This is a genomic window from ANME-2 cluster archaeon, from assembly GCA_019429385.1.
Lineage (GTDB): Archaea > Halobacteriota > Methanosarcinia > Methanosarcinales > Methanocomedenaceae > Methanocomedens_B.
This window is the reverse complement of the sequence record JAHYIS010000043.1, coordinates 1-17594: the sequence shown is the minus strand read 5'-3', so window position 1 is coordinate 17594 and position 17594 is coordinate 1. Positions and strand designations below refer to the sequence as shown.

The 17594-nt window shown below is 48.9% G+C and carries 11 protein-coding genes; 5 read left to right on the top strand and 6 right to left on the bottom strand.

Going from position 1 to position 17594, the window contains the following annotated elements; all coding sequences use genetic code 11:
* The 5 genes from K0A89_11720 to mtnP form a co-directional block, all read left to right on the top strand.
* A partial coding sequence (locus K0A89_11720; protein MBW6519154.1) for a hypothetical protein occupies positions 1–5397 on the top strand: 5397 nt, incomplete at its 5' end.
* A gap of 182 nt (positions 5398–5579) precedes the next feature.
* The gene (gene ccsA, locus K0A89_11715; protein MBW6519153.1) at positions 5580–6248 is read left to right on the top strand and encodes a cytochrome c biogenesis protein CcsA; all 669 of its coding nucleotides are present in this window, start codon (positions 5580–5582) and stop codon (positions 6246–6248) included.
* On the top strand, positions 6245–6385 hold the full coding sequence (locus K0A89_11710; GenBank protein ID MBW6519152.1) for a CcmD family protein: 141 nt from the start codon (positions 6245–6247) through the stop codon (positions 6383–6385). Before ccsA ends, K0A89_11710 begins: the two co-directional genes overlap by 4 nt.
* Positions 6366–6746, top strand: coding sequence for a cytochrome c maturation protein CcmE (locus K0A89_11705; protein MBW6519151.1), 381 nt, complete (start codon positions 6366–6368; stop codon positions 6744–6746). The genes K0A89_11710 and K0A89_11705 overlap by 20 nt, the downstream gene beginning before the upstream one ends.
* A 9-nt stretch (positions 6747–6755) precedes the next feature.
* Entirely contained in the window at positions 6756–7640 is an 885-nt protein-coding gene (gene mtnP, locus K0A89_11700) for an S-methyl-5'-thioadenosine phosphorylase (protein ID MBW6519150.1), read from the top strand.
* On the opposite strand, the gene K0A89_11695 is transcribed toward mtnP, so the two are convergent.
* The 6 genes from K0A89_11695 to K0A89_11670 form a co-directional block, all read right to left on the bottom strand.
* Positions 7630–10917 (bottom strand): ATP-dependent helicase, encoded by a 3288-nt coding sequence (locus tag K0A89_11695; protein MBW6519149.1) that lies wholly within the window; start codon positions 10915–10917, stop codon positions 7630–7632. The two genes, mtnP and K0A89_11695, sit on opposite strands and share 11 nt — an antisense overlap.
* 1 nt (position 10918) lies before the next feature.
* A complete protein-coding gene (locus K0A89_11690) occupies positions 10919–14422 on the bottom strand; it encodes an AAA family ATPase (protein MBW6519148.1) in 3504 nt (1167 codons plus the stop codon).
* A complete protein-coding gene (locus tag K0A89_11685) occupies positions 14419–15612 on the bottom strand; it encodes an exonuclease SbcCD subunit D C-terminal domain-containing protein (protein MBW6519147.1) in 1194 nt (397 codons plus the stop codon). The genes K0A89_11690 and K0A89_11685 overlap by 4 nt, the downstream gene beginning before the upstream one ends.
* A 201-nt stretch (positions 15613–15813) precedes the next feature.
* Positions 15814–16059, bottom strand: a complete 246-nt coding sequence (locus K0A89_11680) for a 4Fe-4S binding protein (protein ID MBW6519146.1) — start codon at positions 16057–16059, stop codon at positions 15814–15816.
* Between the two features lie 69 nt (positions 16060–16128).
* Positions 16129–16329, bottom strand: a complete 201-nt coding sequence (locus tag K0A89_11675; protein MBW6519145.1) for a 4-oxalocrotonate tautomerase family protein — start codon at positions 16327–16329, stop codon at positions 16129–16131.
* Positions 16330–16436: 107 nt separating this feature from the next.
* Positions 16437–17234, bottom strand: a complete 798-nt coding sequence (locus tag K0A89_11670) for a hypothetical protein (GenBank protein MBW6519144.1) — start codon at positions 17232–17234, stop codon at positions 16437–16439.
* Positions 17235–17594: the final 360 nt, after the last annotated feature.

Sequence of the window (17594 nt, the reverse complement as noted above, 5' to 3'; positions counted from 1 at the left end):
GCTCTTGGTGTGGGCAGGATATATGTTGACCGTGCAGGCCTTGAATTCAGCAATGCTACCAGTATCAAGTTTTGGTTGTATGGCAATCCTGCAGACGATAATACCCAGTTCCAGGTCAGTATCAGGAACAACAAGTCAGGTAAATGGCACTACAGTGCTGCCCGGCATCTGAACTGGTCTGGCTGGCAAGAGGTCGATATCCCTATAACATCACTGAGCGAACTTGAAATTCTGTATATTTCCCATGCTGATATGCTTCGGATACAGCTTGAGAATTATGATTCGGATAGTGGTACTATTTATCTTGATGACCTGCATGTCGAACGCAAAGGTACCCATACCCAGTACCAGGAGGTTGAATGCGGGACATGTCACGGAGGAATGCATACCCTGCAACCTTCCCCTTCATGCAATACCTGCCACCAGACCCAGAGCCACGGTAATACCACTGCATCCGAACCCGACAAATGCCTGGAATGCCATTACATGGAGAATGGTCATCTGGTCGTACGCAACATCGGCCACGGTAATGATACCACCCTTGTGGAAATACCCATGAACGGTGCAAAGATAACAGAATGCAGTGTTTGTCACAGCATGACCGAACCCCATGACAAACAGTGGAACTATGTATGCATGGACTGTCACCGTGACAGCGGACACGGTCAGGTAGATGATACTTTTTCAGACTATGAAAAAGCATCTACATGCCTGAAATGCCATGATAGTCCTCATGACCTGAAGAACGAACTTTCAGCCAAAGGCGGATGTAACGGTTGTCACCAGCACCGTATCCACGGCCAGAACAGTATCACGACAACGTATAATGAATCCATCCACCTGGATTGCCTGAGGTGTCACGGTAATCCCTTGAACGATTCTAAACCCCTGCCGGTAGGCCTCGGTCATCCGGGAAAGATCCACCTTGACCAGACCTTTGGCCTGAATGCCACCCAGTGTATGTTCTGTCATAAGAATGCAACCTTTGCGTATGAGCTCCATACAAACATAGAGGTAGATACATCAGATACAGAACTGGTAGGATCTATCCAGAATGAGAGTATCTGTACCACATGCCACAGTATTGTTCCCTCGAATAAGAATACCAGTATTGAAGCACGTGACGAAATTCTCGGAGAACCCCATGCTGTCCAGGTGGTCGGTCATGGTAATGTCAGTTGTTTTGTCTGTCACGGGCACAGTCCTTCCCAGCTGGTACTGAATTTTGGCCAGGATTGTACCGGTTGCCATATTAATCCTGCAGTGGCACCGGTGAATGCCACCAATGGTTCTGACATTACACCGCCACAGGTATTAGGACACGGCAATACCGAGTGCAAGGCATGTCACGGGCATACCAATTCAAAGCTTACCTTTGTGGGAGATTCGGCAGATGACTGTCTGGGGTGCCACGAGAACTCTTCTGCACAAGTAGACCTTCTGAAATACAATAACCCTGCATCGAACGGAACCCTTCCTTTAAGCCGGAGTGGTAATGTTTGGACAGTCAGGCCGCCGCAGGTGAAAGGACACGGCAATGTTACCTGCCTGGAATGCCATACCCATGCCCCCAGCGACTTCAAGAACGTTGAAGATTTCCTGGGTCCCGATTGTGGTGCCTGCCACATGAACAACACCAGGAACGTTACCCTGATAAATGACACGATTCCCAAGAATGCAAATACCGATGTGGTGGATAATTCCAGTACTCCCTGGATCGTTACCGCACCTCCGGTCCTTGGTCACGGAAACGCTTCCTGTGCCAACTGCCACGGGCACACCAATTCCAATTTGACCTACATAGGAAATACGATTGTATCCTGTCTGGATTGCCATGAGAACAGTTCCAAACAGGTCATGTTGTTAGAAAACAGTATTCCGGCATCAGATACCACAACCATTGTTAATGATACCTCTAATCCTAAAGTGGTAAATCCACCCCAGGTCCCGGGTCATGGTAATGTGAGCTGTTTTGTATGCCACGACCATGCTCCCAGTGATTTCACCAACAAGACGTCATACCAGTTAATAGGGGGCAACTGCAGTGCTTGCCACAAGGACGAAAATATGACTGTACCGTTGATCAACAATACCCTACCGAGCCACCAGAAAACCACCTGGACCAATTATCCCAACGATACCCCGCCCCTGGTCAACCCCCCGCAGGTTGTGGGTCATGGCAGGGATAATGAAGTCGATTGTTTTGTCTGCCATGGACATACCAATTCCAGATTATCGTATCCGGGCACATGCACTGATTGTCATAAGAACCAGACAAAATTCAACGAGCTCAATACCACGTATGGGTATCAGCCGCCTCAGGTTGCAGGACATGGTAATGCCTCGTGTGCCAACTGTCACGGCCATGATACACCTACCCTCACGTATAAGGGCACCTATGATGTTGATTGTACATCCTGTCATATCAATGCATCAACTGATCCGCAGAATAATACCTGGTACCTGCTGAATAATACCATCCCACAATCAGATGACACGATTGTCGTGAACAATTCAACCAGTCAATGGCTCGTGAACCCGCCACAGGTAATGGGACACGGAAATGTGAGTTGCACCTACTGTCACGGTCATGCCCCGGCTGAATATAATATCGATTCGGCTACCATCATCGGGAATGATTGCTACAGTTGCCATATGAATGCCAGTGCCGCCATCATACCGTTGATCAACAATTCCATCCCTGATTCATACCAGACCAACTGGACCAATGAACCGAACAATACCCCTGCCATGGTAAGACCACCACAGGTACAGGCTCACGGTAACGATACGAACCATGACGGTGTGGCTAATTCAACTGACTGTTATACCTGCCACGGTCATACCAATTCCCAGCTTACCTTTATCAGTGATTGTTATACCTGTCATGCAGGCAGAAGTCATGGAAGCGATACTAACCCCATAACCGGACAACTGGGTTTACCGTGTGCAGCCTGTCATTCCCATGAGACCATGAATAAAACATACCTTGGTATCAATTCCCCTGATGACTGTAATCTGTGCCATACCAATGTTATCGAGGCCCAGACCATCAATGAGACCTGGGGGTTGGCACCTCCGCAGATTTTCGGGCACCAGGACAGGCATAATGCATCAGCATACCTGAACTGCAACTATTGTCATGAACATGTTCCATCCACGATAAAGAGATCAACAGCTATAGGTTGGGAAGAAACAGAGTGCAGGAACTGTCATCTTGAAAGTAACAATAAAACACCTGACTGGACCCCACCAACTCCGATCAACATGGTACCTGACGACTGGGGACATGCCCGGATGCACTGCAAGGACTGTCACGGTCATACTCCTTCCGGTATGGATTATGTAGGTATTGAACAATGTCGTGATTGTCATACTTCGTATCATAGTAATATTACAGGAAATGATGTAAATGACAATTCATCGTGGGATGATACCTGCTATGTTTGCCATATTGACGTTTTGGGAACCAATATGACCGAACTTACCAGATTTGATTCTGCCCATAATGGCGATTCTAATTGTACCATATGCCATGTGAATCCAAATGGGACTGTTGACCTTATCGATGGCTGGAAATCCCAGGAGAAGTATCTTTGTCATGATTGCCATGATGGTACCAATGCAACCACTAACTTCACTGAGATTGAAAACAGTACCTGGTATGCTCCACAGGTAGCATATAGCGCTGCTCAAACCCATGGTAATTCTTCATACCTGCTGGGATGTAATGAATGTCACGGTTCACACCAGCGACCTGTGACCTCAGCAGATTATAACTGTACAAACCAGTGCCATGGTTCACAGGTAAATACGACTCCTCTGTGCACAGATGCCTGCCATTCGTCCGGTACTCCTGAAACCGTGGAAGATTGCGACTACTGCCATAATAATGCCACGCCGCCTGAACCTGCAACCCAGGTTGTAGATATGCACTCAGAAGGCTTCGAGGCGAACAATACCACCAGTCACCATAACTGCACGTGGTGTCATTACAACCTGAACAACTACACGCCTGTTATAAAGTCCGCAAACGGCACTGATATCCCCATCTACCCGAACATCCATAACATCTATGTTCCCACCACCTGCACAGAATGTCATCCGACACCCCCCACCAATCATTCAATAAAAGGCAGCGAATACGGTTCAATGTCCCTTTCCGGTTGTCTCGCCTGTCACGGGAGTGCTCATTCTGTTGCTCTTGGAGTTGGAGGAAATAATTGTGTTGGCTGTCATTACAACATAACCACGGCTGACCTGGGGCTTCATTCAACGATAAATGGCACATCGGATGTTGATAATGGCGATTGTACGACCTGTCATTACAATAATGCCCATTCCGGTACAAATGTTTCCAACACGTACTATTGTGCAGACTGCCACACCGCAACAGGAACAGGTCCTGCCAATTCAACGATTCAATTTACCGGTAAGCAACATGGAAAAGCAAGTTGTGTAGATTGTCATGTTGCAGATGGTATCTACCACCAGGATAATCCGGGCGGTTCAGTTTCTAATTTGACCTATGTGAATCGATACAATGCAGGTAGTACTATAGTGACTAACTGTGCCGACTGCCACTATGCGAGTAACCTGGATGATGCACCTTTCCATGCACCGGGGGCAGGTGGCCATGTTCTGACCCAGGATGATGGTGCTACTGGAGCGTGTATAAATCCAAGTTGCCATGCGGGTAAAGGTTCCATGGTCGCAACGATGCACAGTTTAGCTTTTGCAGATAATAGTTATCAAAATCCGTCGATAACCACACCGGTACTTTCATCCAGTACTGTTACCAGGGGTATCGGTATTAGGATTACAGCTACTGTATCGGTCGGTGCAACGTATGCTCTGGTAGATAGTGCACAATACCGGATAACAAATGGTTCAGGCGAGATCGTCCCCTGGACCCCGATGTATGCTGATGATGGAGATTTCGATGGAACAAGTGAAGATGTTAACGTTATTGTTGATACATCTACTATGCTTGGGACCTATACCATCCAGGTCAGGGGTATGGCTGGTGGCAAAGCACAGAGCGATTCTGCCAGATATTATTCCATGAACGGTGATGTTTCAGTGGCACTGGAAACTACGCTCATAGTTGAACTTGAATCACCGGAAGGTTACATCAATGGAACGGTAACATGCAGCAGTTTGCCGGTTGAAGGGGCAGTGGTCTCAACAAATGGGGCCATTTGTGTCACAGACTCGAATGGTAATTATTCATTAAGAGTAGTAACGGGAACCCATGATGTAAGTGTGAGCAAGTTGCCTGAATATTATGTTAATACGACAACAGGTGTTGATGTTGTAGTTGATATGACAACGATACAGGATATTGAGCTTACTGCAAAACCACTGGGAACAATCCAGGGGACTGTGAAAAATTGAATTGGGTCAGGTTTATCAGGAACACGTGTGAAACATATCGTGATACTATAATTGTATTATATTGTCGATATGCAATGAGAGCATCGCAAGCATAGTGAACAATATTTAAGTCGAAGTCAATATATATAATCAGTTAAAATTCGATATAATATATCAAATATACAATTTATTGAGAGAATATGATGAACCTGACACGAAAAAAAACGTTACTATTGCTTTTTCTAACATACACCATAATATCATACTCCCTGTACCAGTTCCTGGTCATATTTCCCCCTTCAAAAACACTCGGTGATTCATACCGCCTGTTCTTTTTCCATATACCCACCCCGCTTGTTGCATTTTTTGCTTTTACGGTCACATTATTTTCCAGTATATTATATCTCAAGACCGCAGATCTAAAATGGGATGACCTTGCATCGAGTTCAGTTAAATTAGGCTTCATATTCAGTGCGCTTGCTATGGTTACCGGCTGGGTATTTACCTATGAGGCATGGAACACCACCTGGAGCTGGGACATGAAAGTCGTTACCATGTTCATCCTGTGTTTCCTTTACCTGGGTTATTTTACCCTTCGGCAAGCCACTTTTGACCCTGTCAGAAAGGCAAGAACTTCAGCTATATACGGTATTATGGCTTACCTGTCCATCCCACTGACGTATATGTCATCGCGAATGTGGATATCATTGCATCCAGGGGGTTCCATCGGTCTAACACCCGACATGGAAATCGTTGCAGGATTAATGGTTATAGGGTTCATGGCTTTGTACGCATATCTCCTCTGGTTCGAGGTAACCTATAAAAAACTTGAGCAACGATATGCTTCACTGGTCAGGGAGGCTGACACATGAGTGTATATATTTCAATATTCATCACTGCAATGGTAATCTGGACCATCATTATCCTGTATCTTGTCCACATGGACGGAAAATTGCGAAAACTTGAGAAAAAAATGAGTGTACTTGAACATGAAAGCTCGACACATTAAGATCCTGGCAGGAACAGCACTCATAATTGTATGTCTCATCATCGGTTATAGTGCACTCTCAGACTTTACCCGGTATTACCGGAGAATAGCAGAAGTAACGGGTGACCCGCTCTATTATTCGACCCATGAAGTGAACATGATTGGGACAATAGTGAACAATTCGTTCAGTCAGACCGGTACCCTGGAGTATGCATTCACTATCAATGATACTACTGCATCAGTAGGTATAGTACACAGGGGCCCCCTATCACAGACATTCAATCAGGAAGGGACCGTAGTGGTAACGGGCAGGATGAACGGTTCGGTGTTCGAATCCTCTGATATCCAGGTGAAATGCCCGACAAAATATGAACCGGAATAGGAGACGTGCATGAGCAGGATAGGAATCATAGGTGGTACCGGAACCTATACCCTGGAACTTAAGAACAGTTCCGAAGTAGAAGTTGATACACCATTCGGCCCTCCTTCTGATTCGATACAACTTGGTAACCTTGAAGGGCAGGAAGTGGCTTTTTTACCCAGGCACGGCAGGCACCACCAGCTATTACCCCATGAGATAAACTACCGTGCGAATATTTACGCGCTCAAGTCCCTGGGTGTGGACCGACTGATTTCGGTCTGTACGGCTGGCAGCCTTACTGACGGGATACACCCGGGCATGATCGTTGTACCCGACCAGCTTATTGACTGGACAAAGCGTCGCGCTTCTACGTTCTTCGGCAACGGTATCGGGGCTTATGTGGATATGTCAGACCCGTTCTGTCCAGTCCTTTCCAAACAGGTAAGCGACATAATAAAAAATACCGGTATTGACGTGCATACAGGTGGAACATACCTGTGCATTGAAGGACCCCAGTTCTCAACCCGGGCCGAGTCCGGGTTTTTTGCCAGCATAGGTGCACATTGTATCGGCATGACAGCCCAACCCGAAGCAAAACTGGCCCGTGAAGCTGAGATATGCTATACAACAGTCGCCGGTATCAGTGACTATAATGTATGTGGTATGAGCTCATCAAGGAAAGAAACGATGCAGAACATGCACCGGTTGCTCAAAGATGTCAACAGTATTGTGACCGAACTGATACGAAAACTTCCACCCTCTGGTGAATGTGCATGCTCCCATGCATTAAGGGGTGCTGTCATCACTTCACGAGAGGGTATATCTCAAGAAACCCTTGAAAATCTCAGTGCAATACTGGGTAAATACCACCTGGAAGAACGTTCAGGACACCCCCATGGTACAGTTATGAAATAGATGTCCCGGATGTTTTTCCTGCATCATAATCGCAGTATAGCTTATACCCGCACTTCTTGCACTGCTTATCGTCATCACATCTTGAAAATCCGTACTGGTGATCGTGTATGATACGATTTGCCACGTCAACCATTTCAGGTATCACCCCTTTGTCCAGAGGCTGCACCCTTGAGCTGACGTATTCGCCGTCCTGCAATTCATATACCCTGGGTTTTTGTTGAGAAAGCAATTCCAACGTCAGTTTCCGGACTGAATATTCCGGATACAGGTGCCTGAACCCTTCTGCATACAACAGCAACTGCCGAGACCGCTCTACCGGGTCAGGCTCTTTCCCGGTCTTGTAATCGATTATCTCCACTGCATTATCACTCCCCGGTACCAGGTCGACCCTGTCAATGAAACCCGTGAAAATATGCTTATCAAGCTGCACCGAGAACATCTTTTCCACCATCAGGTTGTTGGGTATGGTATGCCTGTTCCGCTTCCAGAATACATCCAGTAAAGGACGGGCCAGTTCTCTATCCACCCATTTCCATGTATCCTGTTGCGTAAGAGACGTTACAATACTGTCCAGCTGTTCCCTGGTGGATATTTTTTGCCTTACCGCCATTTCCAATACCCGGTGAACAAAACTCCCTACGTTCATTGCTCCGTCCGAACGCTCTTCAGCCCGGGTAGGCATACCCAGCACCTGCTTTAGTTCATACATTTTCGGACATTTGGAATACGTGTTCACTGACGTGACACTGAACGTAAGACCTGGCGGAACAGGTAAGCCTTCATTGCTCCGGCAGCGCTCCAGGAGCTCATGCACATGGCCGGCGGGATTCAGTTCATCCCATTTGTTGTGAATAACCTCACGATAATCGGTCTCATTATTGTCCCTGAGCGCATGGTAGGTCAACACATGCCCAAGGTTCTCTTCAAAAGAGCCGGAATCCAGGGTTTCAAGTATCAGTTTTTTCCGTTGCGCCTTGGTTCGCTCCAGTTCATTGCTGGTGATCATATCCTCTGAACTGATGTCAGTGTCATGGATGTACGTGATATCAGGTATTTCAATGACCGGTGTGTCCTGCGCCCTCCAGTTGTCATATCCCAGGTCCTGTATGAACTCAGAAGGCTGGCGCTCCCTGCCATCGTATTGCCCGGCCAGGGTAAGGGTAAGCTGCTGCCTGGCCCTGGTCATGGCCACGTAACACAGCCTGCGTTCCTCTTCGAGTTTTATCTCCCGTTTTCTCTCACTGAGGGCTTTTGAGCGCTGATTATCTGAACTGAAATCCTGCTGTAACAGGTCCCGGTAGTGTTCCATCATTTCCAGGGGGATAAGAGGCTCCACACCGCCCTTGAAGAGGGGGAACCGGTCCTTTGCCATGTTGATCACAAATACTGCTTTGAACTCCAGGCCTTTTGAGGAATGTATGCTCATCAGGTTCACGGCATTATCCTCTGAAATGCGGGAAGCAGACGGGTTCTTACCCATCTCGTCCAGTATCTCCAGGTATGCGATGAACTCGCTAAGGTCCCTGCCATGTGAGGTCTCGAATTTCACGGCCATCTCGTAGAGATTGCGCAGGTTCATCATGGCTTCCCTGTTCTGTCTGGTGTTCTCGTGGGTGAACTGGCGGCTCAGGCCCGATGCATCCAGTACCTCGAGCACAATGTCGGACACGTCCAGGATACGTTTTTCTTTCAAAGCCCCGATGCGCTGTTTCATCTGCCTGACAACCTTCAGTCCCCGGGGGGACAGGTTCAGTGCGTTCAAATGGTGATATATGGCTTCCTGGAACGATACCCTGTGTTTTTTCAGGTATTCGCCGATACGAATGGAATCTGCCGTACCCAGGGCATGGTTATAGTGGAACAGCCGCCACCAGCTCTCGGTACCCCTTGCTCTGGGACGGACGATATTATCCAGCACGTAGAGGTAGGCAAGTGCGGTCTTGATCTCGGCCTGTTTCATGAAATCAGTATCGTCCTTTACCCGGATACTGTGCCCTCTGCTCTCAAGTGCCCGTTTTACTTTGCGGCCCTGTGCATGGGTGCGGTACAATACGGCAATGTCCGAAGGGGTCATACCCGTATCCAGGCATGCTTCTATCTGCTCCACGACATACCTTGCCTCCTCGTTCTCGTCAGCAGTTTCCACTATCCTGACATCATCGCCGTCCACACCTGCATGGTTGTGCAGCTGGATACAGAGGTCCATGGTGTTCTGGGAATAGTTCAGTTTGATAAGCTTGTGGGATACCCTGAGTATCTTATCGGTTGACCTGAAACTTACATCGAGGGATAGTACGTCACCGGGCAGTATCGTGAAATACTTCATGAACTCCTGGATATTGTTGGTATACGCACCCCTGAATGCGTAGATAGTCTGGTTGGGGTCTGCCACGACCGTGACATTGTGCTCGTTCCCGGCCAGCATCCTGATAAGTTCGAACTGGACATAATTGGTATCCTGGAACTCGTCAATGATGATGTAACGGTACCGTTCATTGACCTGCTGCGCGCCATAGATGTTCAGGAATTCCATTGCCTTTTTGTTCAGGTCGCCGTAGTCCAGGGCACCGCGTTTTGCTTTCCTGCTCTCGTACCGGACCCATGTGCGTATCAGGTCCCGGTACCTGGCATACTCGGCATATACTTCATTGAACGCTATCCAGGTCTTTTTCTCGCCTGTGCGTACTTTTTGTTCTTCTTTGTCCAGCAGGTGGAAGGTATTGAGCCTGGTGGTGTTGCGGGAATAGGTCTGGTCCCAGCTTGTTTCATCATGCACGATAGCAAGCAGGCTTTGCTTCTTACGGTCCAGGAACTCCTGAAGCATGTCAACAGTGATGTTCAGGTCCTTGGCCTTTGAGATGGAATTGGTATACAATAATGCATCTTTTATCGATACTTTCAGGTCAGTGTGCATTATAATGGCAGTATCCACATCATCCAGGATGGCAAACTCGGCAGGCACACCGCACTTATCAGCATTCTCCCTGATGATCTCTGCACAAAAAGAGTGGAAGGTGCTCACATGCACCTCGGATGCTCCGCCCAGTAACTGCTCTACCTTGCTGTTCATGTTGGCGGCAGCTTCCCGGGAAAAAGTAAGGGCAAGTATCTGGGCCGGGTCAATGCCCATTTCCTGTACCATATATGCGATCTTTGCCGTGATGGTGGTGGTCTTGCCCGTACCCGCACCTGCCAGTATCAAAAGCGGTCCTGTGGTGCGTTTAACCGCATCAAGCTGTTTGTCCTTCAATCCCAGGAGCAGTTCTGGAAGTGTCATGTTATCCTCTCACCTGTACAGTGGAGGTACCGTTCCCTGCCCGTTCCACATCTATCCTGACCGGCATCCGCCTGGTCAGCTGGTCAATGTGGCTGATAACCCCCACGGTCTTGCCCGATAGTCTCAGGCTCTCCAGTGCACACAGGGCGGCATCCAGCGTTTCCGAGTCCAGCGTGCCGAAGCCCTCGTCCAGGAACAGGGATTCCAGTCTGGAACGGCCGCTGCTCAGTTCTGAGAGTGCCAGTGCCAGGGACAGGCTGACAAGGAAGGACTCGCCCCCGGACAGTGTTTCGACAGGGCGCTCCTCGCCGGCGTTCCACAGGTCGAGCACGAGCATGTCCTTCATATCCACTGCCCTGAGTGCGTATCTGGAAGTTATCTTAGACAGCTGCTGGTTGGCGAACCTGATAAGCAGGTCGAACATGGTCTGCAATGCAAAGTCTCTCAGGCTGTTGGCAGGCATAACACTGGAGAGTCTTTGCCAGCGCTCCCACTCCTGCATGGTACCTTCCATCTTCTTTTCCTGTTCCTGCCTTTTTTCCAGGTTCTCGGTCATGTAGGCAATGGTCGTGTTCAGTTTCCCTTTGTTGGAGATCTTCTCTTCGATGAAGGAAATGAGTTTTTGCTCTTCCTCAAGGATATGCGGCAGGTCATCGGCATTGAATGGCGTCTCGGCAAAGACCGCTTCATGTGCCTGTATGTTCTCTTCTACAGTATTGACATCATTCCCATACTGCTGGAGCACCTGTTTTGTCTCGTTTTGCCATGCCACTTCCCTGAAGCATGCCAGGTGCGCTTCGGTAGACTCAAACCCCGCGTCTTCAAGTGCCTGAATATATACCGACCTTGCCGTTTCACAAGCGTTGCGTGTTCTGTCCAGTTCTGCTCCCTGCTCTTTTAACCGGGCTGTGATATCAGTAAGTTGGGTTTCTGACAACTTGTAATCTTCATGTATAGCATTTCGCAACTCTTCTTTTTTCTCAAGGCTGGCTTCCAGTGTTGAGCGTGCGGCATCCACTCCCATGCCGCCTGTCATGTCCCTGACCTGCTCCAGCAGCCTGCTGCCCTCAACCCTGTATCCTGCGGCAGTTTCCAGCAGACTATTATGGCGTACCGTATCCTCTTCAAGACTCCTGGTTCTTTCAACGACAAAAACGTTCAGTTCTCCCACTTTGCTGCCGTTTTGTTCAAGCCGGCTGAGGCATTTCCTGGCATTTGAGATGTGTTGTTTACATGTAGCAAGCGCTGATACCGGCAGTTCATCTGCAAACGCCGGCGGTATGATCACCCTGAACTGCTCGTTGCTTGTGGTAATGTCCTCTTCGATCGTTTGAATTTCAGCAGATATCCCCTGCATTTTCTGCTGCGTGCTTTCAATCTGCCTGTTCAGGGTCTCGATATTATTACTGTTTGCCTGGAGCTGCTGTTCGATGAGTTTAAGCTCATTCTGGGTAGATTCCTTTTCTTTTACCAGGGTTTCAATGCCAGATAATCGCTCACTACATGCCTTCACCCTGCTCCTGGCAAGCACAGTGAGTTCATGGACTGTTGAGTCTATCTCTTTTTTTACCGTTTCCCGTTCTGCCTCGGCGACCCCTACATTCTTCCGTGCCACGTCAATCGAACCAGACCCTTCAGGTTCGAATTTACCCGCATCAGGGTGTTCAGTTGAACCGCATACCGGGCACGGTTCGCCGGCTGTAAGGTGTTCCCTTCGCAAAATATCGGCCTGGTTGGTGGCGGCAATTGCCTTCTCCTCGGCCAGACAGCGCTTTACCTTTTCCTCTGCCCTCAGAAGCTGCTGGTTCTGTAGCTCTGTCCTGTGCTTGAACACGTGAAGTGTTTCATTGAATGTATTGACGGCAGGAGTTGACAACGTTTTGTCAAACGTGGCGCTGAGCCTGTCATACGACTCGAGGAACCGCACCCCCGCATCCCTCACCTCATCCCATGCCGAACTGATAGTGCGCCAGTAGTGCTCATCCCCTTCAACGGTCAGGGGTCCAAGTGCTTTTTCTTTTGTATCCAGGTGGGCAAGGGTATCGTTTTTCCTGGCATCAAGTGTGGTCCTTTCTTCCAAGTCCTTTTTGAGTTCTGCAATCTTTGCCCGGTGTTCACTTTGTTCCCTGGCCAGCAATTCCTGCTTTTGCCCGAGCGCCTTTGCCATTTCACCCAGCTGGGCAGCGATCTGCGAAGCGCGTGTCAGCAGGTCATCAGCATCATCGGGCAGTGGATTGTGCTTGAGGTATTCCCGGTCACTGGCAAGTTGTGTTTCAAGTGCCAATATCTCGGCATTCTTCTGTTCGATAAGCTTTTTCAGTTCGTCCAGTTTTGCATTCAGGGTATCGGCTTCAAGCTGGCGTTTATCAGCTTCATCACGTTGCTCACGCGCCCGGGTTTCAAGTACGGCGGCCTCGTTATAGGTCTCTCTTTTCTGCCCGGCCTCTTCCCTGAATGTTTCAAATTCAAGGATTGAAGTATCATATTTTGATTTTGCTTCACTCCTCTGCTGCTGTGCCTTATCCTGCTCGATCCTTCCCTTTTCAAGTTCGGTCTGCAGGTCTTCAAGTCGCTTTTTTTCAGTCTTGTATGATTCCAGCTCTGAACGTATATCTGCAGCCTGCTGTGCACGCTGCATCTCGTGCTGGAGGGCATCCATCTCTTGCTGCTTGGTCAAAAGGTCTTGCTGCCGCTGCCTGTTTTCTTCCAGTTCTTTAAAAGCATTCACACGCCGCTGCTCCCGGGCCTTTTCCTCCTGAACCGATATCCTTGACACGTTGAGCTGGTGCAACTCGCTCTCAAGTCCGGACAGTTCTTCCTTAACAACCTGTATATCCTCGGGAGTCACATGCGGGATCTTCTCCATACCGGCCCCTGCCAGGTCATGTTCATTCCTGGCTTTGTCGAGGTGCAGTTTCAGGTTCTTCTTCAACTGTTCGAACAGCCCCATGCCGGTAGTGGCTTCAAGGATCTGTCTCCTCTCATCGGCAGTGGCTTTCAGGAAGGCTGCAAAATCGCCCTGTGCCAGCAGGATGGAACGCTTGAATGCGTAAAAGTCCATGCCCAGTATATCGGTGACGGCCTCCTCGACAGACATGTCACAACGGTCATGGCTGCCTTTTCCTCTCCTGCGATTGGTGATAAGTTCCCCGGTAACGGCATTGTGCAGTTCAACTTCGGTCTTGATGTCGCCTTTCTTATTGCGCCTGGCACGCCACTGCGCCAGGTATTCCATACCGCCGGCCCTGAAAATGACCTCGGCGATTCCTTCATTTGCTCCCTGGCTCAGGAGGTTGACAGGGTTGCTCGTACCGCTCCCGTCCAGACGCGGCGTCCGGTTGTACATGGCCACTGATATGGCGTCCAGCAGCGTGGTCTTGCCTGAGCCGGTGGGGCCGGTGATGGCGAACAGGGACGTGGAGGACAGCGGTTCCACCGTGAAGTCCAGGTGGATATCGGTCCTGAAGCTGTTGATGTTCCTGAGACGCAGTGAGAGGAGTTTCATGCCTCTTCCTCCCTGGTCTCCTCTTTCAGGGTGAATTCCATCAGATCGTTGAAGGTGGTGAGCAGTTCGTCCAGTGCTTCGGAAGATGCGTTCCCGCCAGTAGTGTGCCTGTAGTAATCGCAAAAGATTTCGTCCGGGGATTTTGTTTTGATATCCTCCGGGGATATGGTATCGCTCTTCCTGTCAGGCAGCACGGGATTCACAGCCAGCACTTTCCCTCCCCTGCTGTTAAATGCCTGGCGCAGGGAATCCCCGGTACCGATGGCGGGCCCGTCCAGGTGCACCTTTACCTCGATATATTTGTCCTTCCAGTCCCCGAAATTGGCCAGTGCCAGAAGGTCATCACGACTTCCCTCGAGGCGCACCAGTTCCCTGAACACGGGTACAGTTACTTCCTCGATGGTGCATTCATCCCTGATATCTACCAAAAATATCTTCTTCCCGTGTTCGGCTTCCTTGAAGCTCAGCGGCAATGGCGAGCCTGAATACACTACCGGGCAGCCGTTGCCCTGGATGTGCTGGGGGCGGTGCAGGTGGCCGAGTGCGATGTAATCTGCAGGGGGCAGGTCTGTGGTTCTGACCGGGTTGATGCCGCCTATCTGTACCAGCCGTTCCGAGTCGCTGGTGGTGCCACCCTGGATGAAGTAGTGCCCCATCAGCACCCTGACATCGGTGTCCATGGCGGACAGGCATTCTTCATATACTTTTTTCACGGCTTCGCGGTAGCGCATGGACCGCTCGACTTCGCCTTCCAGTGATACGTGGGGCAGGATGTCGCCTTCGTTCAGGTAGGGTACGGCGGCAATGGCGGCAGAGGTGCCATTTACGTCCAGGCGCACCACGCATTCTCTTGCCGATTCGCTGATGTTGCCCACGACATGGATGCGGGCCATTTGCAGGAACTCCCTGGGTGCGGCCAGTCGCACCGCAGAGTCGTGGTTCCCGGCAATTATCACGGCGTGTGCCGTTGTTTTTTTGTACAGGTCGAACAGGAACCGGTAATACAGGCCGGCAGCCCCGGCCGGGGGTACGGATGAGTCGAACACGTCCCCGCAGACCAGCAGGATGTCCACTTCCCTGTCAATGATGGTATCCAGCAGCCAGTCCAGGAACTGTTCATGTTCAGCAAGCCTGTTCTGCTCGTATATTTTCTGGCCTATATGCCAGTCCGAGGTGTGTAGTATGCGCATGTGACCAACTTTGAAAAGACACTATGTTGCCATGGATTAAAAAAATGGTGATTGAAGTTTACTGGTATACTGCTGGCACTGATGGTGACGATAAGTGAAAAAATGTGAAAATGAGAAAATGAGAAAATGAGAAAATGTGAAAATATGAAAATGAGAAAATTTGCCAGGGTATGATACCCTGGTTCCATGAACAGGATGCTGTTATGTCACAACTTCGATGGTCAATGAACTGACCGGACAGTTCTTTGTGCAGATGCCACAGGCGATGCAAATGTCATGAACGATAAATGCCTTCCCGTTCGATACGGCAATTGCCCTGGGTTCTGTGTCTACATCAAAATGTATGTCCTTTTCTTTTTTCAGGTTTGTCGGGCATACGGTGGTGCAGATACCGCAGCCAATACAGCTTTCTTCCATAAGCACCAATTTCTTATCTTGCTTTGCCATCTGGATATCCTCACTACTATTACTATCTGGTTCTTGTGCTTGCTGCAATAAGAAGGTTTCGAAATGTGTTCATTTCCGGCCTTTTGCCATCAGGTCTGAGAGCATCTCGCCGCCAACGCCCCAGTTATCAGCGGAATTCTCGTTGATCTTTATAACAAAGGCCTGTGCGGGGATGCTGGTGATCCTGGCGGCTTCGCGGGTGAAGGTTTCGATAAGGTCTTTCTTCTGTTCTCTGGTAAAGTGGGTTCCTTCTATTGTGATTACTGGCATTGGGTTGTACCTCGGGGGGTTTGGTTGGTGTCTGGTATGTTGTGGGGGTTTATTTGTATTTTGTTTTTGGGATTCAGTATATATGTACCTTTCCGGGTAATGAGAATTCAAATATTTGAACCTGCAGAAGCAACATCCCTGAATGTTTGAAGTGTATATTCCCCTTCTGTTGTGATTTCGATAAATGACGATCGACCTTTTCCTTTTTTAACTATCCATTTCTTATCTTCGAGTTTCTCAAAGTACTGCCTTTTAGCCCGTGCATATCCTTTTTTGGTAACTTCTTTTCGTTTGCCGCTGCCTGTTGTGACATCTTTGAGCAATCCTCCTTCTTCCAGGGCGAAGATGTACTCTTTTTGTTTTAATCTGCCGCCGTTTTCAAAGAGCACTGCCAGTGCTTTGATGAGGTCATCTGCGGGCGGTTCGATGGTATATACCGGGATCTGTAATATTTCTTTTATGCCGCTGGTGATGCCTTTGATCTCACCGTCAATGGTTCCAGGGAGTTCGCTGTTGTATTTTTCAGCCCGCACATAGTAGGGTGTGGCTCCGTACATGAGCGAGGCCAGGGTGCCGGCGACGGCTGATAGTTTACTGCCTGATGAAAGGTTGATGTAGACGAAATTACCTGCGGACTTCTCACGGCGGACGAGTTCGCAGAGCAGGGACATGGTCTTCTGGAAATCCCATATTGGGCATTCGAGTATTTTGAGCTCTTCCGCAGGGACGAGTCTGGTTATCCTGCGGGTAAGTTCGTTAAGATAGAGGAGGCCCTGTTTGCTTTCGTCAGGGTCTTTTATGAGGTAGACCCTGTCTGCACCTATCTGTTTTATGGCCAGTTCCACGCGGTCTATTTCGTAGCCCATGGGTGCAATGTGTACCTTCTTGTGTCCTGTCAGTTCCATGTTTGTCCCTTTTGTAACATTATTTGCGTTACTAATAAAGGTAACGACGAAAAAGTGAAATATATTGAAGGAAATACTGTGATAGATATGTCTGAATGATTGGAAATTACTTTCACACCGCTCTGATTAAGTTTATGGTGAATGGGGTGGTTGTCAGTTTGAAGGAACCGCAGATGAACGTGGATGAAAGCAGATACGTTCACCTCCTGCGGAGGTGAGGACCTGTTGTTTGGAGATGGGAAAGAGTGCAATGGCGGGGTGGAAATATAAATGGATATTGACGTGAAAAATAGCTCTGGATAAGAATCAGTGAAGAAGAAAGGTATAATCAATGCCACAAATAATTTCATTAATCACAAA

Excerpts from the sequence above, each read along its gene's own strand:
- ccsA (MBW6519153.1), top strand. The coding sequence starts at position 5,580 with ATGAACCTGACACGAAAAAAAACGTTACTATTGCTTTTTCTAACATAC.
- mtnP (MBW6519150.1), top strand. The coding sequence starts at position 6,756 with ATGAGCAGGATAGGAATCATAGGTGGTACCGGAACCTATACCCTGGAA.
- K0A89_11695 (MBW6519149.1), bottom strand. The coding sequence starts at position 10,917 with ATGACACTTCCAGAACTGCTCCTGGGATTGAAGGACAAACAGCTTGAT.
- K0A89_11670 (MBW6519144.1), bottom strand. The coding sequence starts at position 17,234 with ATGGAACTGACAGGACACAAGAAGGTACACATTGCACCCATGGGCTAC.
- K0A89_11685 (MBW6519147.1), bottom strand. The coding sequence starts at position 15,612 with ATGCGCATACTACACACCTCGGACTGGCATATAGGCCAGAAAATATAC.
- K0A89_11710 (MBW6519152.1), top strand. The coding sequence starts at position 6,245 with ATGAGTGTATATATTTCAATATTCATCACTGCAATGGTAATCTGGACC.
- K0A89_11690 (MBW6519148.1), bottom strand. The coding sequence starts at position 14,422 with ATGAAACTCCTCTCACTGCGTCTCAGGAACATCAACAGCTTCAGGACC.
- K0A89_11680 (MBW6519146.1), bottom strand. The coding sequence starts at position 16,059 with ATGGCAAAGCAAGATAAGAAATTGGTGCTTATGGAAGAAAGCTGTATT.
- K0A89_11675 (MBW6519145.1), bottom strand. The coding sequence starts at position 16,329 with ATGCCAGTAATCACAATAGAAGGAACCCACTTTACCAGAGAACAGAAG.
- K0A89_11705 (MBW6519151.1), top strand. The coding sequence starts at position 6,366 with ATGAAAGCTCGACACATTAAGATCCTGGCAGGAACAGCACTCATAATT.